The organism is Bifidobacterium sp. N4G05 (assembly GCF_002742445.1).
GTDB lineage: Bacteria > Actinomycetota > Actinomycetes > Actinomycetales > Bifidobacteriaceae > Bifidobacterium > Bifidobacterium hominis.
Genome location: NZ_NJNQ01000004.1, coordinates 137,631 through 163,234, shown reverse-complemented (window position 1 = coordinate 163,234; position 25,604 = coordinate 137,631). Strand labels below are relative to the sequence as shown.

At 56.5% G+C, this 25,604-nt stretch carries 20 protein-coding genes and 2 tRNA genes; 18 read left to right on the top strand and 4 right to left on the bottom strand.

Features of this window, described 5'->3' with window-relative positions; translation table 11 throughout:
* The first annotated feature begins 13 nt into the window (after nt 1-13).
* The 9 genes from aspS to CE153_RS05380 all read left to right on the top strand — a co-directional run bounded on the left by aspS (nt 14) and on the right by CE153_RS05380 (nt 9,405).
* Nucleotides 14-1,813 carry an aspartate--tRNA ligase gene (aspS, locus tag CE153_RS05415; protein WP_033501290.1) on the top strand — a complete coding sequence of 600 codons (1,800 nt, stop codon included), beginning with the start codon at nt 14-16 and terminating at the stop codon, nt 1,811-1,813.
* Between the two features lie 158 nt (nt 1,814-1,971).
* Nucleotides 1,972-3,525, top strand: a complete 1,554-nt coding sequence (locus CE153_RS05410; protein WP_099595431.1) for an ABC transporter substrate-binding protein/permease — start codon at nt 1,972-1,974, stop codon at nt 3,523-3,525.
* The gene (locus tag CE153_RS05405; protein ID WP_099595430.1) at nt 3,522-4,286 is read left to right on the top strand and encodes an amino acid ABC transporter ATP-binding protein; all 765 of its coding nucleotides are present in this window, start codon (nt 3,522-3,524) and stop codon (nt 4,284-4,286) included. Before CE153_RS05410 ends, CE153_RS05405 begins: the two co-directional genes overlap by 4 nt.
* Nucleotides 4,287-4,457: 171 nt before the next feature.
* A complete protein-coding gene (locus tag CE153_RS09100; RefSeq protein ID WP_260847261.1) occupies nt 4,458-4,592 on the top strand; it encodes a hypothetical protein in 135 nt (44 codons plus the stop codon).
* Between the two features lie 177 nt (nt 4,593-4,769).
* Complete coding sequence (locus CE153_RS05400) at nt 4,770-5,528, top strand: amino acid ABC transporter ATP-binding protein (protein WP_180753424.1); 759 nt, start codon at nt 4,770-4,772, stop codon at nt 5,526-5,528.
* A 39-nt stretch (nt 5,529-5,567) separates the two neighbouring features.
* Nucleotides 5,568-6,407 (top strand): glutamate ABC transporter substrate-binding protein, encoded by an 840-nt coding sequence (locus CE153_RS05395; RefSeq protein ID WP_180753418.1) that lies wholly within the window; start codon nt 5,568-5,570, stop codon nt 6,405-6,407.
* On the top strand, nt 6,407-7,084 hold the full coding sequence (locus CE153_RS05390; protein WP_099595428.1) for an amino acid ABC transporter permease: 678 nt from the start codon (nt 6,407-6,409) through the stop codon (nt 7,082-7,084). Before CE153_RS05395 ends, CE153_RS05390 begins: the two co-directional genes overlap by 1 nt.
* Nucleotides 7,085-7,090: 6 nt before the next feature.
* Complete coding sequence (locus CE153_RS05385) at nt 7,091-8,233, top strand: amino acid ABC transporter permease (RefSeq protein WP_099595427.1); 1,143 nt, start codon at nt 7,091-7,093, stop codon at nt 8,231-8,233.
* 185 nt (nt 8,234-8,418) lie between these two features.
* Entirely contained in the window at nt 8,419-9,405 is a 987-nt protein-coding gene (locus CE153_RS05380; protein WP_099595426.1) for a PPK2 family polyphosphate kinase, read from the top strand.
* On the opposite strand, the gene CE153_RS05375 is transcribed toward CE153_RS05380, so the two are convergent.
* A complete protein-coding gene (locus tag CE153_RS05375; protein WP_099595425.1) occupies nt 9,387-11,945 on the bottom strand; it encodes a DEAD/DEAH box helicase in 2,559 nt (852 codons plus the stop codon). The two genes, CE153_RS05380 and CE153_RS05375, sit on opposite strands and share 19 nt — an antisense overlap.
* 83 nt (nt 11,946-12,028) lie before the next feature.
* Here CE153_RS05375 and CE153_RS05370 point away from each other — a divergent pair, with 83 nt between their 5' ends.
* The 9 genes from CE153_RS05370 to nhaA all read left to right on the top strand — a co-directional run bounded on the left by CE153_RS05370 (nt 12,029) and on the right by nhaA (nt 21,849).
* Nucleotides 12,029-13,423: a replication-associated recombination protein A gene (locus CE153_RS05370; RefSeq protein ID WP_099595424.1), complete on the top strand. Its 1,395-nt coding sequence runs from the start codon at nt 12,029-12,031 to the stop codon at nt 13,421-13,423.
* A 222-nt stretch (nt 13,424-13,645) separates the two neighbouring features.
* Entirely contained in the window at nt 13,646-15,085 is a 1,440-nt protein-coding gene (locus tag CE153_RS05365; protein ID WP_099595423.1) for an MFS transporter, read from the top strand.
* Between the two features lie 99 nt (nt 15,086-15,184).
* Nucleotides 15,185-16,843, top strand: coding sequence for a peptide ABC transporter substrate-binding protein (locus CE153_RS05360; protein WP_099595422.1), 1,659 nt, complete (start codon nt 15,185-15,187; stop codon nt 16,841-16,843).
* A gap of 130 nt (nt 16,844-16,973) precedes the next feature.
* Complete coding sequence (locus tag CE153_RS05355; RefSeq protein WP_172620097.1) at nt 16,974-17,594, top strand: ATP-dependent Clp protease proteolytic subunit; 621 nt, start codon at nt 16,974-16,976, stop codon at nt 17,592-17,594.
* A 2-nt stretch (nt 17,595-17,596) separates the two neighbouring features.
* The gene (locus CE153_RS05350; protein ID WP_039197652.1) at nt 17,597-18,298 is read left to right on the top strand and encodes an ATP-dependent Clp protease proteolytic subunit; all 702 of its coding nucleotides are present in this window, start codon (nt 17,597-17,599) and stop codon (nt 18,296-18,298) included.
* A 151-nt stretch (nt 18,299-18,449) separates the two neighbouring features.
* On the top strand, nt 18,450-19,763 hold the full coding sequence (clpX, locus tag CE153_RS05345) for an ATP-dependent Clp protease ATP-binding subunit ClpX (protein ID WP_099595421.1): 1,314 nt from the start codon (nt 18,450-18,452) through the stop codon (nt 19,761-19,763).
* A gap of 166 nt (nt 19,764-19,929) precedes the next feature.
* Nucleotides 19,930-20,003: transfer RNA gene (locus tag CE153_RS05340), tRNA-Arg, on the top strand.
* Between the two features lie 44 nt (nt 20,004-20,047).
* Nucleotides 20,048-20,121, top strand: a tRNA-Arg gene (locus CE153_RS05335).
* A 357-nt stretch (nt 20,122-20,478) separates the two neighbouring features.
* The gene (nhaA, locus tag CE153_RS05330) at nt 20,479-21,849 is read left to right on the top strand and encodes a Na+/H+ antiporter NhaA (RefSeq protein WP_099595420.1); all 1,371 of its coding nucleotides are present in this window, start codon (nt 20,479-20,481) and stop codon (nt 21,847-21,849) included.
* A gap of 122 nt (nt 21,850-21,971) precedes the next feature.
* On the opposite strand, the gene CE153_RS05325 is transcribed toward nhaA, so the two are convergent.
* Genes CE153_RS05325 through CE153_RS05315 form a run of 3 tightly spaced genes read right to left on the bottom strand, consistent with a single transcriptional unit; the run spans nt 21,972 to nt 25,508 of the window.
* Entirely contained in the window at nt 21,972-22,643 is a 672-nt protein-coding gene (locus CE153_RS05325) for an O-methyltransferase (RefSeq protein ID WP_099595419.1), read from the bottom strand.
* A 4-nt stretch (nt 22,644-22,647) separates the two neighbouring features.
* Nucleotides 22,648-23,586, bottom strand: a complete 939-nt coding sequence (locus CE153_RS05320) for a succinate dehydrogenase/fumarate reductase iron-sulfur subunit (RefSeq protein ID WP_099595418.1) — start codon at nt 23,584-23,586, stop codon at nt 22,648-22,650.
* Nucleotides 23,587-23,645: 59 nt separating this feature from the next.
* The gene (locus CE153_RS05315; RefSeq protein WP_099595417.1) at nt 23,646-25,508 is read right to left on the bottom strand and encodes an FAD-binding protein; all 1,863 of its coding nucleotides are present in this window, start codon (nt 25,506-25,508) and stop codon (nt 23,646-23,648) included.
* Between the last annotated feature and the right edge of the window lie 96 nt (nt 25,509-25,604).

Sequence of the window (25,604 nt, the reverse complement as noted above, 5' to 3'; positions counted from 1 at the left end):
GAATAGGGGAAGCATGAGCCAGACGGCTTATAGAACACATCATGCAACCGAAGTGACCGAGGAACTCGTCGGTCAGAAGGTGACGCTCTCCGGTTGGGTTGATCGTCGTCGCGACCACGGCGGCGTGGCCTTCATCGATCTTCGCGACAACACTGGTTTGGTGCAGGTTGTCATTTACGACGAGGACATGGCACGCCCGCTGCGTTCCGAGTTTGTGATTCAGGTTGTAGGCGAGGTCCGCCTGCGTCCGGACGGCAATGAGAACGATCATCTCGCCACCGGCAAGATCGAGGTCGTTGCCGAAAGCATCGAGGTGCTTGCCAAGTCCGATGCGTTGCCGTTCCAGGTGTCCACCGCTTTGGAGAACGAGTCTGAGAACAAGCTGCCGGGTGAGGAAGTTCGTCTCAAGTACCGTTATCTCGATCTGCGTCGTCCGTCCATGCAGCGCAATCTGAAGTTGCGTTCCCAGATGTCGAAGGCCGCACGCCACGCTCTGGAGGAGATGGGTTTCGAAGAGGTCGAGACTCCGACCATGATCAAGTCCACGCCGGAAGGCGCCCGCGATTTCGTGGTGCCGGCCCGTTTGGTGCCGGGTTCCTGGTACGCATTGCCGCAGTCCCCGCAGTTGCTCAAGCAGTTGCTCATGGTCTCTGGCGTGGAACGCTACTACCAGCTGGCACGTTGCTACCGTGATGAGGATTTCCGTGCCGACCGCCAGCCGGAGTTCACCCAGCTTGATATGGAAATGGCATTCGTGGATCAGGAAGATGTGATGGCCATGGCCGAAAAGGTCATCGCCGCCATCTGGAAGTCCGCAGGCTATGAGATCCAGCTGCCGATTCAGCGCATCACTTGGCAGGAAGCCATGGATAAGTATGGCTCCGACAAGCCGGATCTGCGTTTCGGCAATCCACTGATCGAGCTGACTGACTACTTCAAGAACACTCCGTTCCGCGTGTTCCAGGCTCCGTACGTCGGCGCGGTGCTCTTCAAGGGCGGCGCAGCCACGCCTCGCCGCCAGTTCGACGCTTGGCAGGATTGGGCCAAGCAGCGCGGCGCCAAGGGCCTTGCCTACGTGGTGTTCGCTGAGAACGGCGAGCTCAAGGGACCTGTTGCCAAGAACCTGTCTGAAGAGGAACGCGCTGGCCTGAAGGAAGCCGTTGGCGCGGAAGACGGCGATGCTGTGTTCTTCGCCGCAGGCCGTCGCACTTCCGCTCAGGAGCTGCTGGGTGCCGTGCGCGTGGAATTGGCCGATCGTGCCGGTCTGCTCAAGCCCGACGATTTCGCGTTCACCTGGGTTGTGGACTTCCCGCTGTTCAAGGCCGCCGACGATCCGGATGATGACGATGTGGCGGTCGGCCACTCCAAGTGGACTTCCATGCACCACCCATTCACCATGCCGTCCAAGGATTGGATCGACACCTTCGACAAGGATCCGGAACACGCCATGTCCGATTCCTACGACATCGTATGCAACGGTAACGAAATGGGCGGCGGTTCCGTGCGTATCCACCGTGATGACATTCAGGACCGTGTGCTCGATGTGTTGGGCATCACCCCTGAAGAGGCTGCCGACAAGTTCGGCTTCCTGCTTGAAGCCTTCAAGTACGGTGCTCCGCCGCACGCCGGCATTGCTCTCGGTTGGGATCGTACCGCCGCCATCCTGGCTGGCGCCGACTCCATCCGCGACGTCATCGCCTTCCCGAAGGCTGGCGGCGGTCGTGATCCGCTGACCGGCGCCCCGGCTCCGATTTCCGACGAACAGCGTGCGGAAACCGGCGTTGATTATGATCCGGAAGAAGACGAAGACTGATAGCGTTTTCGCTTTGAGATAACAGGCTGTCTTTGCATGAGAGACCGTGCAAGGACAGCCTGTTTTTATTGTTTACGTTGTCTATTTTCTCTTGCTGCCGGTATGGTGGAGCAAAGATGAGTATCTGAAATATTATGAGAAAGAACTGAATCTGTAGTATGAATTTGAAACAATCGTTGGAAAAACATGATTTTCATGGTGTCTGGATGCGGCTTCTTGCGTTGGCGATGACACTGATTATGGCAGTGAGTGCACTCGTCGCATCCCCAGTCAGCGCTAACGCCGCCGAAATCGGAAATCCCTCCGCAGTCAAGGGCAAAACCTACGCGGTTGGTACTGATACCACGTTCGCACCGTTCGAATATCGGGAGAACGGCAAGATGACCGGTATCGACATGGAGCTGATCCGTGCCATCGCCCAAGAAGAAGGATTCGAAGTCACCATCCAATCATTGGGTTTCAATGCGGCATTGCAGGCTTTGAGCTCCAATCAGGTGGATGTGGTGATCGCAGGCATGTCAATCACCGACGAACGCAAGGCGACCTACGATTTCTCCAATCCTTACTTCCAGTCCGGCATTCAGATGGCCATCGCTGAAAACAACGATAGTATTACCAGCTACAAGGATCTTGACGGTAAAACCGTTGTTGCGAAAACCGGTTCGGAAGGCGAATCCTACGCCAAACAGCATGCGAGCGAGTATGGCTATGCCGTGACTTCTGTGGACCAATCATCAACCATGTATGAGATGGTCAAATCCGGTAATGCGGACGCGGTATTCGACGACTATCCGGTGCTTGCCTACGGTGTTTCCCAAAATAACGGTTTGAAGATCGTGACCCCGAAGGTGCCGCACGGCGAATATGGCATGGCCGTGAACAAGGGCAAGAACGCTGACCTTCTGGCCGCCATCGACGATGGTTTGAACAAGCTCATCGCTTCAGGCAAATACGAGACGATCGTCGCGCAATATCTGGGCGAAGCCGGCGCGAAGGAACAAGTCGAGGCGATTTCCGGCAAGGTCACCGATAATGGCCCCGATGGTACGGCTCAGAAAAAAATCGGTTTCTTTGGACTTGTCAAACAATCGATGCCGGCTTTGCTGACCGGTCTGAAGAACACGTTGCTGATCACCTTGCTGTCGTTTGCGGTCGCGCTGGTACTGGGTGTCGCTTTTGGCTTGATGAAGGTGTCCGAAAACAAGATTCTGGAAGGCATAGCCAAGGTTTACATCGCAGTGTTTCGCGGTACGCCGATTCTGGTGTGGGCGTTCTTCTTCTATTTTGGTGTGCCGCAGCTGATCGGGCACAGCGTGAACATTTGGGTTGCGGGCGCGTTGACGTTGTCGCTCAATTCCGGCGCATATCTGGCGGAAATCGTGCGTGGCGCCGTGCAGTCAGTTGACTCTGGTCAGATGGAGGGCGCACGTTCGCTTGGTCTCAACCATCATCAGGCCATGGCGCGCGTGATCATGCCTCAGGCCACTGCGATCGCCATGCCGTCGATCATCAACCAGCTGGTCATTATGATCAAGGATTCCTCGCTGCTGCTGGCCATCGGCTTCGGTGAACTGCTGTATCAGGCGCAGCAATTGTATGCGGCGAACTTCCGCGTCACCGAAACGCTGCTGATCGTCGGTGTGATGTACTTCGTGGCCATCACCATCCTCACATGGCTGGCCAATATCGTTGATAGGAAGGTGAATCGATGAGCGAGAACGGCAATCGCGGCAACAATGATGGCGAAGTGATCATCGACGTCAAGGATCTGCACAAAAACTATGGCCATACGGAAGTCATCAAAGGCGTCGATCTTACGGTACGCAAGGGCGAGGTAATCTGCATCATCGGACCGTCCGGTGCCGGTAAATCCACCATATTGCGTTGCCTGAACGGACTCGAACGGGCCTCCAGCGGCCAGATTGTGGTCAACGGCCATGATTTGGGCGATCCGCACGTGAATATCGACCAGGTGCGTGAGCAGGTTGGCATGGTGTTCCAGCATTTCAACCTGTTCAACAACATGAGCGTGATCGACAACATCACCCTCGCGCCGAAACTGGTGCATAAGGAAACCGACGAGCAGGCGCGTGAACATGCGATGGCATTGCTAAAAACCGTGGAATTGGCCGAAAAGGCCGATGTTATGCCGAAATCGTTGTCAGGCGGTCAAAAGCAGCGTGTGGCCATCGCGCGCTCCTTGGCCATGCGCCCGAAAGTCATGCTGTTCGACGAGGCCACATCGGCGCTCGACCCGGAAATGGTCGGAGATGTGCTCGAAGTCATTCGTGAACTGGCCGAAGAGGGCATGACCATGGTGTTGGTGACCCATGAGATGGGTTTCGCCCGCGAAGTGGCCACCCGTGTGATCTTTACGGATGCTGGCGTGATCGAAGAGGAAGGCACTCCGGATGAGATCTTCAACCATCCGAAGAGCGAGCGTTTGAAGGCATTCCTTTCCAAAGTGCTCTGACGGTTTTGACAGGGTGGCATGCGGATTACGGTGGTAACGTGATGAACGTGCCATCGTAAAAGGTTCGCATACGAATCTGCATGTAAAAGACAGGCGAATGTAGGATGAAATTCATCTTGCGTTCGCCTGTCTTGCTCATTCTCGTTGCTTGGCGTTCCTACGTTGGAATACATGAGTATTGGTGATATGTGGCGCCGCGTTGCGGACGGTTTCAAATCCAAGGTTTCCGAACGAGCGGTGTTCGGTGCGGTGGCCGTATTGTTCGTAATAGCCGTGCTGGCTATCGAATTGCCGCGATTGTGGTAGCTGCCATCATGGTGCGTGAGATATCAGCATTGCGTCCGATAACGCGCTATGATGCATTTTGAGATAACGCTGTCTCATATTCTGAGCATGTCAGGGGTGGTAACAGCCGCGGAAACATGTCTTCCATATACTGCCCATATGACAGATATCAAAGAAACGCAAGAGACGCGCCCAATCATGCCGGGTGCGGAAGACAGCGGCCGACCGCTGGTCGAATTGACCCACGTTGAAAAGCACTACGGTGACTTGCATGTGCTCAAGGACATCAACCTCACCGTCAAGAAGGGCGAGGTGCTGGTCATCGTCGGTCCATCCGGTTCCGGCAAGTCCACGATGTGCCGCACCATCAACCGTTTGGAAACCATTGATTCCGGTGATATTCGCATTGATGGAAAGCCATTGCCCCAGGAAGGCAAGGAGCTCGCCAGCCTGCGTGCCGAGGTCGGTATGGTGTTCCAGTCGTTCAACCTGTTCGCCAACAAGACAATTCTTGAGAATGTGACGCTTGCGCCGATCAAGGTGCGCCACATGGATAAGAAGGCGGCCGAGGATCTCGCCATGGACCTGCTCTCCCGAGTGGGAGTGGCTTCGCAGGCTTCCAAGATGCCATCGCAGCTTTCCGGCGGTCAGCAGCAGCGTGTCGCCATCGCCCGAGCGCTTGCCATGCAGCCGAAGGTCATGTTGTTCGATGAGCCGACGTCCGCGCTTGATCCGGAGATGGTCAATGAAGTGCTTGACGTCATGGTGGAGCTGGCTCATGAAGGTATGACCATGCTGTGCGTGACCCACGAGATGGGCTTCGCGCGCAAGGTGGCCGACAAGGTTGTGTTCATGGCCGACGGCCAGATTCTTGAGCAGAGCACGCCGGAGGACTTCTTTGAAAATCCGAAGACCGATCGTGCCAAGGACTTCCTGTCGAAGATTCTCACCCACTGAAATGACTGACGGGAATAAGACAGAAGAAGGATTTTCGATATGAAACTTTCTATGAGGGCGAAGCGTATGCTGCGCAGGGCTATGGCGGCCTTCTGCGCGTTTGCATGCGTGTTCGCAGTGTCCGCATGTGGTGCGGACGATGCCGATGGCAAGATTCGCGTCGGCATCAAATTCGACCAGCCTGGTCTGGGCTTCAAGAAGTCCGGCACCTATGTTGGCTTCGATGTGGATGTGGCCAAGTACATCGCCAAGAAGCTTGGCTATTCCGAAGACCAGATCGTGTGGAAGGAGGCGCCGTCGAAGCAGCGTGAGGCCATGCTGCAGAATGGCGATGTCGATTTCATCGTTGCAACGTATTCCATCACTGACGAGCGTAAGAAGGTTGTTTCCTTCGCGGGACCGTACTTCGTTGCGGGTCAGGATCTGCTGGTTCGCAAGGATGAAACCTCCATCAAGGGTCCGGAGGATCTTAACGGCAAGCGTCTGTGCTCCGTGACCGGTTCAACTTCCGCGGTTACCGTCAAGGAGAAGTTCGCCAACGAAGTGCAGCTCATGGAGCAGCCGGGTTACGCGGAATGCGCTACTGCACTGTTCTCGGGCATCGTTGATGCGGTGACCACCGACGATATTATTCTGGCAGGTCTTGCCTCCGCTTCGCGTGGCCGTCTGCGTGTGGTCGGCAAGCCGTTCACCCAGGAGTATTACGGCGTCGGCATCAAGAAGGGCGATACGAAGCTGGCCACCCGGATCGACAACGCCATCGCCGATATGATTCAGGATGGTTCTTGGAAGCGTGCCATCTCCGACAACACGAAGGGCACCGCATACACGCCGAACGCGAAGTACAATCCGCCGGAGCCGACTGAGGGGGAGAAGTAATGGAAGCGTTCATCTCATTGTTCAGCCAGTACAATGTGCCGGCTGCGTTCTTGGTGAACATCGAACTGACCTTGTGGTCGGCGTTGTTCTCCACGATTCTTGGCGTCATCCTCGTGATGATGCGCATTTCTCCGGTCGCATCGTTGCGTGTGGTATCGGGCGCTTATGTCGAGTTGTTCAAGAACCTGCCGTTGACCATCATCATGGTGTTCATGGTGCTAGGCGCCTATGCGCAGTTGAAGCTCAGCTTCTCCGACACGTTCGCCACGAACTTCTTCTGGCTGGCCGTCACCGGCTTGAGCCTGTATACGGCGGCTTTCGTGTGCGAATCGCTCCGATCCGGCATCAACACGGTGCCTCTCGGTCAGGCTGAAGCCTGTCGCGCATTGGGATTGAACTTCATGCAGTCCGCCACCCAGATCATTCTGCCGCAGGCATTCCGCGGCTCTGTGGCGCCGTTGGGTAATACGCTCATCGCATTGCTGAAGAACTCCACGGTTGCGGCCGCGGCATCCGTCGCCACCGAAACTTCGTCGTTGATGAGCGAAATGATCGAATACCGTTCTGACGTGATTATTCCGATCTTCCTTATCTTCGCGTTCGGTTATGTGATTCTGATCATTCCGATCGGCATGCTGACCACGTATCTGTCCAACAAGCTCGCGGTGAGGAGGTGACGCACCATGGCAAGCAATGAAAGCGCGGTGCTGTTCGACCAGCCCGGTCCTAAGAGCCGTAAAACCATTCGTATCGTCAATTGGATCGCAGGCATCGCCTTCGCGATCGTAGTTGTGTTGATTCTCATGAGGCTTCACAATCCGCCGGATGGCGAGAACCAGCTGAGCTGGGAACTGTGGAAGCCGGCTCTTGATGCCGAAGCGTGGACCGACTTCTATTTGCCGGGATTGTGGGCTACTATTCGCGCCTCCGTGCTGGCAGTGATTGGCGCGGTCCTGTTCGGTTTGCTGTTCGGTATTGGCCGTCTGCTTCCGAACATCGTGATTCGTGCGATTTCCGGCGCCGTCGTTGAGTTCGCCCGCGCGGTCCCTGTGCTGTTGCTCATGATCTTCTTCTGGCGTTGGTTCGCTTTTGCCGGCATGGCAAGCCCGGCATATTGGGCTGTTGTACTCGCATTGGTGATCTATAACGGTTCAGTGGTGGCTGAGCTCGTTCGTTCCGGCGTCGGCAACTTGCCGAACGGCCAGCGTGAGGCGTCGCTCGCCTTGGGTCTGACTCGCACGCAGTCGCTGATGGAAATCGAAGTGCCGCAGGCCATTTACGCCATGCTTCCTGCCGCTGTGACGCAGTTGGTGGTGGTGCTGAAGGATACCGCCCTCGGCTCGATCATCATGTATACCGATCTGTTGCAGGAATCACGCCGACTCGGTTCGATGTACTTCAATATTCTGCAGACGCTAGTTGTTGCCGCCGTCATCTACTTCATCGCATGCTGGCTGTTGAGCCGACTTGCGGAATGGCTGCCGGAACGCATGCAGAAGCACACCGCGGCACCTGCCGAACCGGAACCAGTTGCGCCGATCGCCATTATGGATCCGTCGAATGTGAACCAGATCGCCGTGGCCAAGGAAGTCATGCCGCTTGGCGGTGCCCAACGCCTGTACCATGTGCATCATCGTGGTTCCAACGCGTCGATCCGCCATTGGCGTCAGACCCGCTACGTTCAGGGATTCGACGAGACGCATCCGGAAAGCCAGGTTGAGTTCGACAAGAACGGCAGGCCGATCAAAGATACGGCCAAGCAGGACAAGCTGAAATTTGACAAGCCGAAGTCCGACAAATCAAAGGGTGATAAGCCCAAGCAGTGACGTCATTTGATCTGCGAAAACCGATAGGGCGCTGATTTCTTGCAGAGAGCGAGGAATCAGCGCCCTATTGCATGAAAGAAGTCAGGCAAAACGTAAGAAAAGCAGTATGCGGCGATTGGGTGTGGCGATGCCACGTTTCAATCGCCGCATAGCTTATTATCAGGGGATAAGCAAGGAGGCTTGTCATGCCAGACAAAGACAAGGATGCGAAGATGTCGTCCATTGCGAAGACGTTGAACAAGGTTGAGGACAGACTTGAGAAGGGGAAGAACTGCAGTTCCGTTGCCGAGGGGCTCGCGAACGTCGCCAAAGCGAGCGAATTGCTCAGCTCCGTATGGACGTTGCCTCCCGGTCAGCTGCTACGATTCCACCACGATACGAGGGTCGCTGGAATCGACGGCGATTCCACGCCGGGCTTTGACGGCAACAAAGACGATGCGGAACGGTTCATTGCGATCAGTTCTTCCGAAATCGCACGATATCAGCGGCTGATGTACGCCAATGGCATGAAGGGATCCCGCCGTCGTCTGCTAATTATTCTGCAAGGCATGGATGCATCCGGCAAGGGCGGCATCGTACGTCACGTGTTCAGCCAAGGTGATCCGATGGGAATGCATTATCACGGTTTCGGTGCTCCCACAGGCGAGGAAAAAGACCATGATTATTTGTGGCGCATCAAACGGGAACTGCCGCAGAATGGTTGGATCTCCATTTTCGATAGATCGCAATATGAAGATATCGTCATGCCACGCATTTACAAAACATATCCGGAGGAGGTATGGCAGGCACGATATGACGAAATCAACCGATTTGAATCGCAATTGGTTGCGGACGGATGCTCCATCATCAAAATATTCCTTGTGGTGAGCAAAGAAGAGCAGAAGGAGCATTTCCTCGGCAGGCTGGAAGATCCGACCAAATATTGGAAGTTCGACCCCAGCGACCTTGAAGCGCGTGCCCGTTGGGATGACTACATGGCAGCATGGCAGGACGTGTTCGCACGTACGAGCACTGAGCAGGCGCCCTGGTACCTGGTGCCTGCCGACAATCGTTGGTATTCAAGGGCGGTCGTGTCCGAACTGCTCCGCAACGTATTGAAGAACATGAACATGATCTGGCCGCCCTTGGAAGTCGATGCCGACGAAATGCGACGTCAGTTGGAAACGCTGTAGTCGAAGAACACGACTTCGCCGCTCGACTGTGTGGTATCCAGATCGACGGTTCCGGTGATGGCCCAATCATGGTCGCCATCGGAATCGTCGATGATCTGACGCACTTTCCAGCTGTGTTCGCTGTTCTCCTTGGAATCGTCGAGGATGAACAGCTCGCCACTACGGGCTTTCGCATCCGTGTTGACGTATTCGTGCTCATCGTAGAAGTCATCGAGCGCATCCCCCCATTCGTGCACGCCATAACCCCAGTCTTTGTCAAGCGCGCCAAGCTCATCGGACTTGTCGAGATCCATAAGCTGTACGCGGCGGAACATGGCATTGCGTACGAGCACGGTGAGGCCTCGACGATCTTCCACCACGGACTGCTTCGCACCGGGCGCGGCCAGGTTCGCGGCGGCTTCGGAAGCGTCGGTGCCGACTCCCGCGTTCTCCCACTCGTCGACCAGCGAGGAGTCGATGGAACGAACCACAACGCGCAGCCAGGAGATGATGTCCCGTAACTGTTCGTTACGCTTCTCCAAAGGAACGGTACGTGCCAGCGTGCGATATGCGTCAGATAGATAGCGCAGCAGCGTGCCTTCGGAGCGGGCGATGTTGTAGCGCGAGATGTAACCAGTGAAATCGGAGGCCGTTTCGACCATGTCCCGGATCACCGATTTCGGGCTCAACCAGTAATCGTTGGCCCAAGGCACATCATGGCGGTACTCGTCGAACGCCGCTTGAAGCATGTCTTCCAGTGGTTTCGGATAGGTGATTTCCTGCAAGCGGTCCATGCGCTCGTCATAGTCGAGGCCATCTTCCTTCATGCGAATCATCGCCGCATCGCGAGCTTGACGTTCCTGCGCGCGCAACACCTGCTTCGGGTCCTCCAACGTGGCTTCCACCATGGAAATCACGTCAAGCGCGTAACTTTCCGATTCCGGATCAAGCAGTTCCAACGCGGCCAGCAGGAACGGGCTCAACGGTTGGTCAAGTGCGAAATCATCCGGCATGTCGACGGTCATGAAATAGTCCTTGCCACCATCGTCGCGGTCTTCTGCTTCGATCACATTCGTGTCGAACAGCGTTTGGAAGATCTCGTCGGCACGATCATGAAGACGCTTCTTCTGTTCCGGAGTCTGCGCCGAATCGTCGATCAGGCGATCGATGCGGTAGCGTGCGTCGCCGCCCTGCGCTACTTCGTTCAACACCATGGAATGCGTGACCTTCATATGTGGCACCAAAGTTTCAGGGGCCGCGTCGATCAGCTTGTCGAACGTGTTCTCATTCCACGTGACAAAACCTTCTGGCGCCTTCTTGCGCTTGACTTTCTTGAGTTTCTTGGGATCATTGCCTGCCTTGGCGAGGGCCTTGGCGTTCTCGATTTCGAATTCCGGCCCTTCGGCAATGACCAAGCCTTCCGTGTCGAAGCCCATACGTCCCGCACGCCCTGCGATCTGATGGAATTCGCGGGCACGCAGTTTGCGCATTTTCGTGCCGTCAAACTTGGTCAATGCGGTCAACACCACGGAATGGATGGGCACGTTGATACCGACGCCCAACGTGTCGGTGCCGCAGATCACCGGCAACAAACCCTGCTGGGCGAGCTGCTCGACCAAACGACGATAGCGGGGGAGCATACCCGCATGGTGAATGCCGACTCCGGTGCGCAACAGACGTTGCAAAATCTTGCCGAATGCGGTGGTGAACTTCGTGCCCTTGATCGCCTCCGCAATGGCGGCACGTTGTTCCTTGCTGGACACGCCCGTGCTTGCCAGGGCGTTCGCCGTCTCCAATGCGGCGTCTTGGGAGAAATGCACCACATAAATCGGTGTTTCGCCTCTGCCGAACGCCAGTTCGACGGTCTTCTCCAACGGGTCGAGCGTGTACTCGTACGTCAACGGCACCGGGCGCGGCGCATTGGCGATGATGTCGACGTCCGTATCCGTCATATCCTCCAGTTTGTCGGCGATCGCATCGACGTTGCCCAATGTGGCGCTCATCAGCAAAAACTGCGTGTTCGGCAACGTCAGCAGCGGAACCTGCCAAGCCCAACCGCGCTCCGCATCGCCATAATAATGGAATTCGTCCATCGCCACACAGCCGACATCGGCATGACGGCCCTCACGCAATGCCTGGTTCGCGAGAATCTCCGCAGTGCAGCAGATGATCGGAGCATCGGCGTTGATGTGCGTGTCTCCGGTGATCATGCCGACGTTCTCACGACCGAACACCTCCACCAGATCAAAGAACTTCTCAGACACCAACGCCTTGATCGGAGCCGTGTAATATGAGCGACGGCCCGTGCACAGCGCCGCGAAATGCATGCCCAACGCCACCAGTGATTTGCCGGAGCCGGTGGGTGTGTTCAAAATGACATGGTCGCCCGCGAGCAGGTCCATGATGGCCTCTTCCTGATGGGGCCACGGCTCAACGCCTTTGATGTCCGCCACCCACTCGAAAAAGCGCTCGTAGATCTCGTCCGTGTCGATGTTGCGCTCGCCATCGCTCCAACTCGGCGCCAACGCGCCCAAAGAACCGTAATTCATATCGTCAGCCATGATTGCCAGTCTACCGTCTGGCATGAACTCGAACGTCGAACGTGTGTTCGAATTACTGCGTATGTTGCGGTACAGTAGAAGTTATGACTGAGGATTTGTTTGGCGCGATGGACGCTCCCGAAGACATGACGCGTCCGCTGGCCGTGCGCATGCGTCCGTCGAGCGTGGACGAAGTGGTGGGCCAGTCGCGGGTGTTAGGGCAGGGCTCTCCTCTGCGCAGGCTCGCCAATCCGGCGTCCAAAGGCTCGCTGACGGCACCGAGCTCCATTATTCTGTTCGGACCTCCAGGGGTCGGCAAAACCACGCTCGCCTATATTGTGGCCAAACAATCCGGTCGAGTCTTCGAAGAGCTTTCCGCAGTCACCTCCGGCGTCAAGGACGTGCGGGACGTGCTCAGACGAGCCCATGACCGTCTTGTCGCGGAAGGCAAGGAAACGGTACTGTTCATCGACGAGGTGCACCGGTTCTCCAAATCGCAGCAAGACGCATTGCTGCCAAGCGTGGAAAACCGTGACGTCACCTTCATTGCGGCCACCACGGAAAATCCAAGCTTCTCGGTCATCAAACCGCTGTTGAGCCGATCCGTGGTCGTCAAACTCGAATCGCTGGAACCCGACGACCTGAAAACGCTCATCAACAGGGCCATCGAAAGCGAGCGTGGACTTAAAAGCGAAGTCAAAATCAACGACGAAGCCGTTGACGAAATCGTGCGCATGGCCGGAGGTGACGCACGAAAAACATTGACGATCCTTGAAGCCGCCGCAGGGGCGCTCACCGGAGACAAGGCACGCAAAAAAGGCGCGAAACGGCCGATCATCACTCCCGACGTGGTGTCGCAGGTCATGGACGTGGCCACCGTGCGCTACGACAAAGACGGCGACGACCATTACGACGTGATCTCCGCATTCATCAAATCCATGCGTGGATCCGACCCGGACGCTACCATGCACTACCTGGCACGGATGTTGCGCGCGGGCGAGGATCCGCGATTCATCGCACGGCGCATTATGATCGCAGCTTCCGAGGAAGTCGGTATGGCGGCTCCGCAGATACTGCAGGTCACCGTCGCGGCGGCACAAGCCGTGGCCATGATCGGCATGCCCGAGGCGCGCATCATTCTCGCGGAAGCCGCGCTCGCCGTTGCCACCGCTCCGAAGTCGAATGCCAGCTACAACGCCATCAACAGTGCGCTCGCCGATGTGGACGCGGGATTGATCGGTCAAGTGCCATTGCATTTGAGGAATGCGCCGACCGCCCTGATGAAAAGTTGGGGCAATCATGAGGGGTATCGGTACGCGCACGATTGGCCAGGAGCCGTAGCTCCGCAGCAATACATGCCGGACGAGCTGGTAGGGCGGGAATATTACCATCCGAACGATCGCGGTTACGAGCATGAGATCAAACCGAGATTGGAGAAAATTCGCAAAATCCTGCATGAGAAGGATGGTGGTCAAACCGGTGACTCTGATCGAGCCTAGTGTGGTGTCAGTTCTCATTCTTCGTTGCCGTTGGACTAGGGGTCCGCTAAAATTCTTCGTTGGGGTTGATGCTTGCTTGCTATGAGCAAGGCCCATGCGTCAATCGCGGCGTCGCACATGGCCGCAGGAAAAAGTGCGCGGAAAGTGATTATGCAAGAACGGAATACAACGCTCGAAACCACCAGCCATATCAGTCGAAACAGTAGCGAAAACGTCAGAAAAATGCCAGACGAACGCATCCCCGGCAAACTCATCGGAGCGATTGTGGCGGTCGGCTCCCTCGCCTTCATTGGCATTCTCACCGAAACCGTCATGACGGTACTGTTCCCGCAACTTATGCGGGAATTCAACGTCGATACCGCAACTGTGCAATGGATCACCACCATCTATCTGCTGGTGGTGGCCGCAACCATGCCGTTGTCGTCGTACCTCAACCGTCGGTTCAAGCATCGCACGCTGTTCCTTGCCGCGGTGTCGCTTGCGGTGCTCGGTTCGTTGATCATGATCGTCGGCCATGCGTTCCCGGTCATTCTCACCGCCCGCGTGATTCAAGGCATGGGTTCCGGTGTGGCCACGCCGCTGATGATCAACATCATTCTTGAGCAGTCGCCAAAGAGCAAGGTCGGACGATTGATGGGCGTTGGCTCGCTGGTCATTACTGTGGCTCCGGCAATTGGACCGACCGTGGGCGGCGCGGTGTCGAGTATTCTGCCATGGCGTGCGATTTTCGTAATCGTCATTCCGGTTATTCTGCTGATTTCGCTGCCTGTCGGTTTGAAATGCATCGAACAGCATCGTCCGACGGAAGAAGCGCGTCTCAATCCGTTGCAGTTTGTTTCGATTGTGCTTGCGCTGTGCGGATTGGTGATGTTCCTGAATCAGGCTGGTGTTGCGGTCAGCGCTGCGGTTGCCGGCAGTAGCGCCACGGTGTCGGCGGTGTTCGCCGTGGTGAGTCTGATAGTTGGGTTGGGTTCGCTGTTGTTCTTCGGCTGGTCGTCGAAGCGTTCGTTCTCGCCACTGATTCGTTTGGGATGGCTACGTGATCCGATGGTGTTGTTGCATTTGGTCGCCTATATGCTGCTGCCGATCGTCGGCATTGGTTTTGGCTATGTGATCACCAATGTGGCGCAGCTTTCGTTGGGCACCAGCGCGTTCCTCGCCGGTGCTTTGGTGTTGCCCGGCGCTTTGATCGGTGCGTTCTTCGCACCGGTTGGCGGTATGCTGTATGACCGTTTCGGACCGGTACGTCCGATTCTCGGCGCGTTTTTCGCCGCGATTTGCGGGCCGATTCTGCTGCTGGTATTTTCCATGCGACTGACACCCGTCACGCTTGCTGGTTTCTACTTCATTTTCGGACTTGGTTATTCGCTCGGTTTTTCCAATATCATGACCAATGCGTTACGCAATATCGCGCCTCAGTTCATGCCGGACGGCAATGCGGTGTTCAATACCTGCCTGCAGTTTGGTGGTGCCGCCGGTACAGCACTCTTTTCCACGATTCTGTCGGTGGCTCAGGCCGGTTCGGGCGAAGAGGTCAGTGATGCGTTCCGTCATGCCACAGCCGTCGGCGGAAGTTGGACGTTCGCCATGATGATTGCCATTGTCTCCGTAGCCATCTGCTGTCTGATTGCGGCATTCCGAATCGGCGCAAAACGTAAATAGCCGGCTATAGAAAAAGCCTGTAGCATAATGTGAGGAAAGCGCTGCGTTAGGAAATGCCGGCTTGTTATGCTGTCTCTACCATTTATCGAGAGGACAGCAATGAACAATCAACGTCCGCGTAGCAGCATTACCGCCGGTCTGATCAAGTCAATCGCGGCAGCGCTTTCCATCGTCGCGCTGCTTGTGGGCTGCGGATCCGTGGGAGCGAAAGATACCGTAACCGAAGTCGCCAGTGCCGATAAGGTGGTCAGCGTCAACGTTACGGAACCGTCGAACGGTCTGCTGCCAAGCGATACCAGCGACATGTCCGGCTGGAAGATCGTCAGCCAACTGTACGACGGTCTGGTCACATTCGATGCGGAAGGCAATGAAATACTGGTCGAAGCCGAATCGATCACGCCAAATGATGACGCTTCCGAATACACCATCGTGCTCAAGCCGAATTTGACCTTCTCCAATGGTGAGAAGATCACCGCCGACACGTATGCGAAAAGCTGGTCGTTCGCGGCCAACGCGGCCAACGGACAGGTGGGAGCCTCCATTTTCGAAGACATTCAGGGCTACGATGAGCTGCAGGATGCTGAAGGCTCCAAAACCGCGCAGCTATCCGGCCTTACCGTGGTCGACGACACCACGCTGAAGGTCAAGCTCACAGCGTCGAACTCGGCGTTCCTGTACAAAATCGGAGACATCGCCTTCTTGCCCATGCCGTCCGAAGTTATCAAAAACCCCAAGGAATACGGGCAAAAACCGATTGGCAACGGTCCGTACAAGCTGAAGGCGTACAAAAGCGGCGAAGAAATCATTCTTGAAAAAGACGACTCCTACAAGGGGCCGCGCGAAGTCAAGAACGCAGGCATCGATTTCAAGGTGTATCAAAGCCTTGACGCGGCCTATTCGGATCTGCTGGCAGGCAATCTTGACGTGCTCGATTCCATTCCTACCTCCGCGATGAAAACCTATCAGAACGAAAAGAACATCACCGCCGTCAGCAAGCCCGGTCCGTCGTTCTCAGCATTTACGATTTCACAGAATCTCAAGCATTTCCAAGGTGAGGAAGGCAAGTATCGCCGTCAGGCCATCGCGCATGCCATCGATCGTAAGAACATCGCTGGCTCGATTTTCGGCGGTACCGTGACGCCCGCCGCCGATTTCCTCGCTCCCGTGATCAAGGGATACGATACAGATCTTGACGCTGATGGCGTGCTTACGTACGATGAGGCGAAAGCCAAGGGATTGTGGGCGAAGGCGGATGCGATTTCGCCATGGAGCGGAACGTTCCGCATCGCATACAGCGCCGATGGCACCGACAAGGAATGGGTGGAGGCTGCGGTCCATTCCATTCGCAACGCTCTTGGTATCGATGCTGAAAGTTACCCATTCGCCACGTCCAAAGAGCTGAGGAGCGCCATTCAGGAGCGCACCATCGATGCGGCGTTCAAGTCGGGCATGCAGTCAGACTATCCGCATCCGGAAGGCTACTTGGTGCAGGCATATGATTCTTTGGCCGCGGATGGCAAGGGACTGAACAACGGCGATTACAAGAGTGTTGAATTCGATGCGCTGATTGATCAGGCTGCGGCCGAAACCGATCTGGACAAGGCCGTGAGCCTGTACCAGCAGAGCGAGCGTGTGTTGCTGAAGGATCTGCCGGTGATTCCTTTGTGGTATACCAACGTGACCGCGGCTTCGACCAAAGGTGTGGAAGTGAACTACAACTATATGGGCGTTCCTGAATACAACACCATCGTCAAGTAAGTTCGTCAAGCAGTCCCTCAAAGACGCATATCGAGGTGCACGAAGACTCCACTGTCAGCGCAATTTCGTTCCCAGTCGCTTCGAAGCGGTAGGCTGTGAAGCTATAGAGAACACAGGAAAAGGAGACAAGGTGAGCAACTTCAGTGCACCTCTGCCCGTCATGGCCGGCGAAGACATGCCGGCAGGGCCCGCCGATCCGATTTTCAACCGTCTGCTGAAAGACCGCATCATCTGGATGGGCGAGGAAGTCAAAGATGAGATGGCCAACCGCATTTGCGCGCAGATGCTGATGTTGGCCGCCGAAGATCCGAAGAAGGATATTTGGCTGTACATCAATTCTCCGGGAGGATCCATCACCGCAGGTATGGCCATTTACGACACCATGCAGCTCATCGAGCCTGACGTGGCGACCGTTGGCCTGGGTATGTGCGCATCCATGGGCCAGTTCCTGCTGAGCTCCGGCACTAAGGGCAAGAGGTTCCTGACATCCCACGCCCGCGTGCTCATGCACCAGCCTTCCGGCGGCATCGGCGGTACCGCAACCGACGTGCGTATCAACGCCGAGCTGATCATGGACATGAAGAAGACCATGAGCGAACTGACGGCTGAGCAGACCGGCCACACGGTTGAGGAAATCTACCGCGACAACGAGTACGACCACTGGTTCACTGCGCAGGAAGCGTTGGAATATGGCTTTGTGGACAAGCTCGTCTCCACGCACGACACGATGAACGCCACCAAGGGAGAGTGAACATGGCAAGCGAAGAATCCCAGTTCGTAGCCCGAGCAGAGCGACTTGCGGGTCCGGCCGGAGTGGTCGGATTCCAGGCGGCGGCTGCTCGCGAAGCAGCTTTCGCGCCGCAGAACCGCTACGTTTTGCCGCAGTTCGAAGAAAAGACCCCGTACGGTTTCAAAAGGCAGGATCCGTACACCCGTCTGTTTGAAGACCGCATCATCTTCATGGGCGTGCAGGTCGATGACACTTCCGCCGATGACATCATGGCCCAGCTGTTGGTGCTCGAAAGCCAGGATCCGAACCGCGATGTGATGATGTACATCAATTCCCCGGGCGGATCCATGACGGCCATGACCGCCATCTATGACACCATGCAGTACATCAAGCCGGACGTGCAGACCGTGTGCCTCGGTCAGGCCGCTTCTGCGGCCGCCATCCTGTTGGCAGCCGGTGCCAAGGGCAAGCGTCTGATGCTGCCAAATGCCCGCGTGCTCATCCATCAGCCAGCCATCGACCAGGGTTTTGGCAAGGCCACGGAAATTGAAATCCAGGCCAAGGAAATGCTGCGTATGCGCGAATGGCTTGAAAATACACTGGCCAAACATACCGGTCGTGATGTGGAGAAGATTCGCAAGGATATCGAGGTTGACACCTTCCTGACCGCTCCGGAGGCCAAGGAATACGGCATCGTCGACGAGGTGCTGGAACATCGCGGCTGAACGGTTGTTGTGGCAATCTTGGCCGAAGGTCGAGTCGCGCATCTTCACAAATCAATACCCCTGCCAGGCGTCGGCAGGGGTATTGTGTTTTCAATGACGATCGCATGGCGTCAGTTGTTCAATGGCAGGTACGAAAAACAAAGGGGTGCGAATGGGACGAGTGGTCAGCTATAACGACGAAGTGTCACGATGCACGTTCTGCGGTAAAACGGAAAATCAGGTACGCAAGCTCGTTACCGGGTCGGGCGCGGCCATTTGCGACGAATGCATCGAGCTATGCGTCGACATCATTTCCGAAGAACGTGTCAAGGATGCCCAGCTGAATACGTTGCAGTTGCCGAAACCGGCCCAGATCAGCGCCTATCTCGACAACTATGTGGTTGGGCAGGAGTCAGCCAAACGTACGCTTTCCGTGGCTGTATACAACCATTACAAGCGCGTCAACATGGAAATGCACGAATCCACGGAATTAAGCGATCGTGCAACCCGCGAAAACGACGATCCGTTGGCTGGCGTGCAGGTGGCCAAATCGAATATTCTGCTGCTGGGACCTACCGGTGTGGGCAAGACGTATCTTGCGCAGACGCTGGCGAAAGTCATGAACGTGCCGTTCGTGATCGCTGACGCCACCACGCTCACCGAAGCCGGTTATGTGGGTGACGATGTGGAAACCGTGCTGCAACGCCTTATCCAGGCCGCTGACGGCGATGTGGCGCGTGCGCAGCAGGGCATCATCTATATTGACGAAATCGACAAGATAGCGCGCAAAAGCGGCGAGAACACGTCTATTACGCGCGATGTGTCAGGTGAGGGCGTGCAGCAGGCCCTGCTGAAGATTTTGGAAGGCACTGTGGCTTCCGTGCCTGTGGAAGGTTCACGCAAACATCGGGAAATGGAGACGGTGCAGATCGACACCCGCGACATTCTGTTCATTTGCGGTGGTGCTTTCGTTGGACTCGCCGATATTGTGGCACAGCGCCTAGGTGCTCGCGAAAGCGGATTTGGTGCGGCCTGGCATGATCACGAGGTGCCGAATCGTGAGCTGCTTGCCCAGGCCTCGGCCGACGATCTTGCCGATTTCGGTTTATTGCCTGAATTCATCGGCAGATTGCCGGTGGTGAGCGTGCTTGAGGAGCTTACGGAGGATGATTTGGCGCGCATCCTGGTCGAACCGGAAAATGCGCTGGTCAAGCAGTATCAGAAGTTGTTTGCGATCGATGGGGTGACGTTGACGTTCACCGAGGATGCGGTGCGGCAGATTGCGGCCACGTCGATTCGCAGGGGTACGGGAGCGCGCGGCTTGCGGTCGATTATTGAGAAGACCTTGGAAGATACGATGTTCCAGCTGCCGAGTATGACCGGCGTGTCGGAAGTGGTGGTGGATGAGGCTTCCGTCAATGGCTCCGGCACTCCGAAACTGCTGAAGGTTTCGACGGAGGAGATTCCCCGCAGGCGCGCCGCGTAGCGTTTGCGGCGTGTCGCATACACATTCGTAAGATTTCAGATTTCGTAGGGTTTTACGCAATTGCAATCCATATCTGAAATCCGCGGAAACAAGTGCGACACGCCGAGATTTTGCTGCGCGGCCATTTGGGTGTATCTTATTCGAGTTGCCGAAAACAAGCAACGTTGCGCGAGTAGCCCAGCGGATTAGAGCAGCTGACTACGGATCAGCAGGTCGCAGGTTCGAATCCTGTCTCGCGCACCGGCCACCGGTCATCAGGTGGCATAAACAAATGAGATGACGTTGCGCGAGTAGCCCAGCGGATTAGAGCAGCTGACTACGGATCAGCAGGTCGCAGGTTCGAATCCTGTCTCGCGCACATGAACCTCCCTCGCGAAATGCGGGGGAGGCTTTCGTTTTCTGAGAGTAACGGCGGCGCTGCCGTGAGTACTGTTCAACCAATGCAATCGACGCAAACCCACCAGCATGCCTATGTAAAGCGGCTTTTGCCGAGATACGGTCGGTTTCTCTCCGGGCGAACGGTGTGGTACAAGAAAAGCCGCCATGCCGAATAAAACTGTGAGCCCCAGTGAAAAAGACGGTTTGGAAACATAAACGCCGACACCTCTCGGTACACTGGAACCGCTATTGAAGCGTCTGCGCATGCCAATACCGCAGACGCTTTTCTTAAGTGAATGGCGGGCCGTGGATACTCACGGCAACAGACGGGAGAGCAATGACCGAACGTAAGCAGGGACTCTGGGCGAAAATACGATATATCGCCGCTTCCGATCGCATATCGGGTTTGATTATGCTCGGTTTCGCACTTGCCGGTCTACTGCTTGCGAACCTGCCATTTACGGCACATGCGTTCGAAGAGCTGGAGAGCTTCCGCATCGCCATTCCCCACACCAATATCGACATGGGATTGGGCCACTGGGTACAAGACGGCCTTTTGACGGTGTTCTTCCTGACCGTTGGACTGGAATTGAAGCAGGAACTTACTACCGGCTCACTGGCGAATCCCAAGGCGGCTGCGGTGCCGATGCTGTGCGCGGTCGGTGGCATGATGGCCCCGCCGGTGTTATTCTTATTGACGCTGTTCTTGTTCTCCGGTTTCGGTTCAGATTCGCTGGTCATCGCTTCCGGAACGAGTTTCACATTGGGTGAGATGTCCCACGGTTGGGCGGTTCCTACAGCCACGGATATCGCGTTTTCGCTGGCCGTGCTTGCCTTGTTCGCCAAGGCGTTGCCAGGTTCCATTCGCGCGTTCCTGATGACATTGGCTACGGTGGACGATCTGCTTGCCATCATTCTGATCGCGGTGTTCTTCTCCTCGGTGAACGCATGGTACTGGTTCGTCGGCATCGCCGTGTGTGCGGTCGTATGGTATTTCCTCGTGCGTATGCGCAAAGTGCCATGGTTTGCCGTGGCCATCGTCGGTATTCTGGCTTGGGTGATGATGTTTGAAGCCGGTGTGCATCCCACCTTGGCTGGCGTGTTGGTGGGTCTGCTTACTCCCGCGCATGAATGCTACGGCGAAAAGACTCCACGTGCCGAACGTTATGCGGATAAGCTGCAACCGTTTTCCGCGTTGCTGGCCTTGCCGATTTTCGCGCTGTTCGCCACAGGCGTGCATTTTGAATCGTTGACTTTGGCGCTGTTCGTTTCGCCGGTCGTTGTTGCCGTCATGGTGGCGTTGGTGATCGGCAAGCCTTTGGGCATCATGATTACGGCCTGGCTTTCCACGCACGTGGCTGGATTGAAGATGGCTAAGGGGCTGCGTGTGCGCGACATGTTCCCCGCAGCCTGCGCTTGCGGCATTGGCTTCACCGTGTCGTTCCTGATTTCCTCGCTCGCATATAAGGATGCCGAATTATCTGCGGAGGCACGCTTCGGCGTGCTTGTTGGCTCCATGGTCGCGGCGGTGATCTCCGGTATTCTGTTAAGCCGTCAATCGAAAAAGTTCGAACTGACCGCTGCCGCATCGTCGAAACATAAGCATCATACTGCCGACGAGGACGCTGCCGGGGAAGTGGAATCTGTGCTTGAAGACGGCACCGTTGTGGTCAGCCAGATGATCAACACACATCCAAAGGTCAAATAACGACGCTCTGGCGTATGGCATTCTGCGCCATACGCCAGACACAACAAAAGCCGACGCTTATCACATATTGTGAGCGTCGGCTTTTTGTATGAGGAAACGGTAGGCCGCTGGGAACGGCCATACTAGCGTTTGACTGCCACGAGCAGACCCGTACCGGTCGGAGTGAGCGCGGTGATGAAACGTTCATCGGATTCCACGGTTTCCAGCAGGGTACGCATGGCAATGGATTTAGCGTCGCGGTTGGCGGGATTCAATACGCCACCTGCGGAAGTCGCAGCGTCGAAAGCGAGCACATCTGTGAACACGATCACACCATGCTTCTTCAGCAGGCGGGGAGCCTGGTCAAAAGAGGCAGCATAATTTTCGGCATCGCCGGCAACAACGATCAAATCGTATGTTTCGGCGTTCAAACGCGGCAGAAACACGTTGACAGGAGCATTCACTGCGCGAAGCGTGGTCTGCGTTTCGTCGGAAAGACGATTGAACAACGTGCGAATCAGCGCAATGCCTTGGGAAGAGGAATCGACCGCGGTAAGCTGCCCCCTGTTATCCAAACCATTGACAAGCTGCAACGTTTCCACTACGGAACCGGTGCCGACGGCAATCACTGACGACGCATCCACCATATGCACCAGCATGCGCAACAACTCCGCCTGTGCCGCGGAACCCTGCGGAATGCCCGCTTCTTCGGCGTGGGTACGAATGGCGTTCAGATTGGTCGACTGGCGTGAGAACGCATGATCTTCAACGTATTCCCAAGACTTGGCGAGATTGGTGTACGACGTTCTATCCATGGGTTCAGCGTTCCTTGACTTGGGCGATTAGTTGCCAGATTTCCTCGCCGACGTCGATGCCACGTGGGCATTCGCGGGTGCAGGCGCGAACCGACTGACATGCTGCGATGCCGTCCGCGGAATCAATGGCATCCATACGAGCATTCGCCTGACCATCTCGCGAATCATTGATGAAGCGAGACGCGGTAATCAACGCCGCTGGACCGATGAACGCCTCGCCTCCGGCGTACACTGGGCAGCTTCCTTCGCAAGTGCCACAGGCAATGCAATTGGCGAGCAGCTCATATTTGGCAAGCTGCTGAGGATTCTGCAGATATTCGAAAGCGTTGATTTTGCCGTCTTTGGTGGTGGCTAATTCGTTATTGGCCTGCAAATACGGCTTAAGCTTCCTGATCTGATCGAGCATCTGATCGATATCGGCAACCAGGTCACGCTGTACGGGGAAACCCGGCAGGGGAGCGAGCTCGATTACGCCAAGATCGCCTGAAGAAACGGAAACGGCGTCATCTGCAAGCGACGCATCTGCGTCTCCGGTATGGCGGAATCCCTCATCGTCCACTAATACGGTATTCGGCTGCTTGGCCCAATCCCTGACGGAAGCGGTACATAATAGCGTCGGCGTGCCATTGATGGACACCGCGTCGGAGCCGCACATGCCATGACCGCAGGAATAGCGGAATGCCAAAGTCGGATCTACGGTTCTCTTGATCTTCAACAGGCAATCAAGCACCGTGTCTTCCGGGCGCACACGCAACGTGTAATCCTGCACCCACTGCTTGCCGCGGAGACGGCGACGCGCCGACGCGCCGGAATCTCCGAACGGAGAGCTTTTCCTGGCGAACGGGGAGCCCCCGCGTTCGCGGTCGCGGGCACGTTCGGGGCGCGGGGCGAACCTATTGACCCGCAACGTCACCGTGTTCATGCCGTTTTCCATGCCGCTCATCTACTCGCCTTTCCAATAAAAACCGACAACAAGTTTGCCATACACCGTGCCCAGAGGGATCAGTACTCACGGGCCTTTGGCGGCATGTTCACAATATGTACCGGCTGCCAGGAGATTTGTCCGGAAGCATCCACCATGGAATGGGCGAGGAACTGCTCATCATCACGTTCCGGGAAGTCAAGACGTTTCAATGATCCGCGGGACTCATGGCGAGCGTCGGACGCCGCAAGCACGGCCGAACCAAGCTCAAGCAGATGTCGCACCTCCCAAATGGCGGTGATCTCCTGATTGAACGTGGCGGAATCGGAATGCGCATGCAAAACCTGGGCGCGGGCTTCCAGATCGCTACGCAATACGGCCTGCGCCTGCTCGATGCTGTTCGCATCGCAGCGCACGGCGACCGCTTTTTCCATAACGGATCCTAAGTCGGCCATAAGCTGATACGGATTATCCGAAGCGTGCTCGTCGTCTTCGGGAAGCTGCGTCAGAAGATCCTTCAATTCAGAGGAACGTGCATCGGCGGCCTGCCGCACGTCGTCTGTTCCATCTTCGGCCTCTTCAACGGCTTCGGCCATCGGATCATTCACCGGAGCGGCGGCGATGCGTTCCGCAAGCGCCTTGCCGGAACGAGTGCCGAACAGGCAGGCATCCAGCAGGGAGTTGCCGCCAAGACGGTTCGCGCCGTGCACGGATACACACGAGCATTCGCCGGCTGCGAACAGGCCGTCAACGATGGCGCGTTCGCCGTCAGTCCAACGATATACCTCGCCGTTGGTGGTGATCGGAATGCCGCCCATGGTGTAGTGTGCGGTCGGTTTGACCGGCACATAATCCTTGGTCGGGTCAAGATCGGCGTACTTTTCGATGGTTTCCACCACCTGAGGCAGCACTTCATGCATATGGTCGGCATCAATGCCGGTCATATCGAGCCACACGCAATCCTTCGGGCCATCTGGATCCTTCGGATCCGCCACGCCACGTCCGGCGTCGATTTCAGCGGTGATGGAGCGGCTGACCACGTCTCGCGCAGCCAGATCGGCGTGCCCGGGAGCGTACTTTTCCATGAAGGCCTCGCCATCGGCATTACGGAGCACGCCACCTTCCGCGCGGGCCGCTTCCGACAGCAGAATGCCGGTATGTGCCAAGCCGGTCGGGTGAAATTGTACGAATTCGTTGTCTTCCAGCTGCAGCCCGGCATGCAGTGCGAGCGCCATGCCGTCGCCGGTCAGATCCCACGAATTGGATGTGGTGTGGAACAGGCGGCCTGCGCCTCCGGTGGCCAGAAGCACGTTGCGCGCATGAATGGCGTGCACTTGACCTTTATGGGTGTCGAATGCCACTACGCCTTCGGCTTTGGTGCCATCTTCGTTGATCACCAGATCGGTTACATACCATTCTTCCGCGAATTCGACGCCTTCCGCCACGCACTGTTGCCACAGCGAGAAGAGGATCTGATGGCCGATGCGGTCTGCGGCGTATGCGGCTCGGCGAACCGGTTCCTTGCCGAAATCCTTGGTGTGCCCACCGAAACGACGCTGGGCGATGTGCCCGTCTTCGGTGCGGGAGAACGCCACGCCGGCATGTTCCAGTTCGATGACCGTTGCCGGGGCCTCTTGCGCGAACAGTTCGGCCGCATCCTGATCGACCAGCCAATCGCCGCCTTTGACGGTGTCGTAGTAGTGCCAATGCCAATCGTCGTGTTCGACATTGCCGAGGCTGGCCGCGATGCCGCCTTCTGCGGAACCAGTGTGCGAGCGCAACGGCTGGAGCTTGGAAATCACTAGAATATTCGGTTCGATGCCGGCTTTCTTCAGCTCCTGCATCCGTTCGCTTCGCAACATTCCTAACGCTGCGGAAAGACCTGCCGCTCCTGCGCCGACGATTACTGCATCATACATATCTTCAACATGCTTCGGACTCATACCAACGATTTTCGCACAAGGTGTGACCTCGTTGCGGTTCGTTGGATGACGGGCATGTTGTCGTATGCGTGTTTTCACATGTTCTTGCGTGTTTGT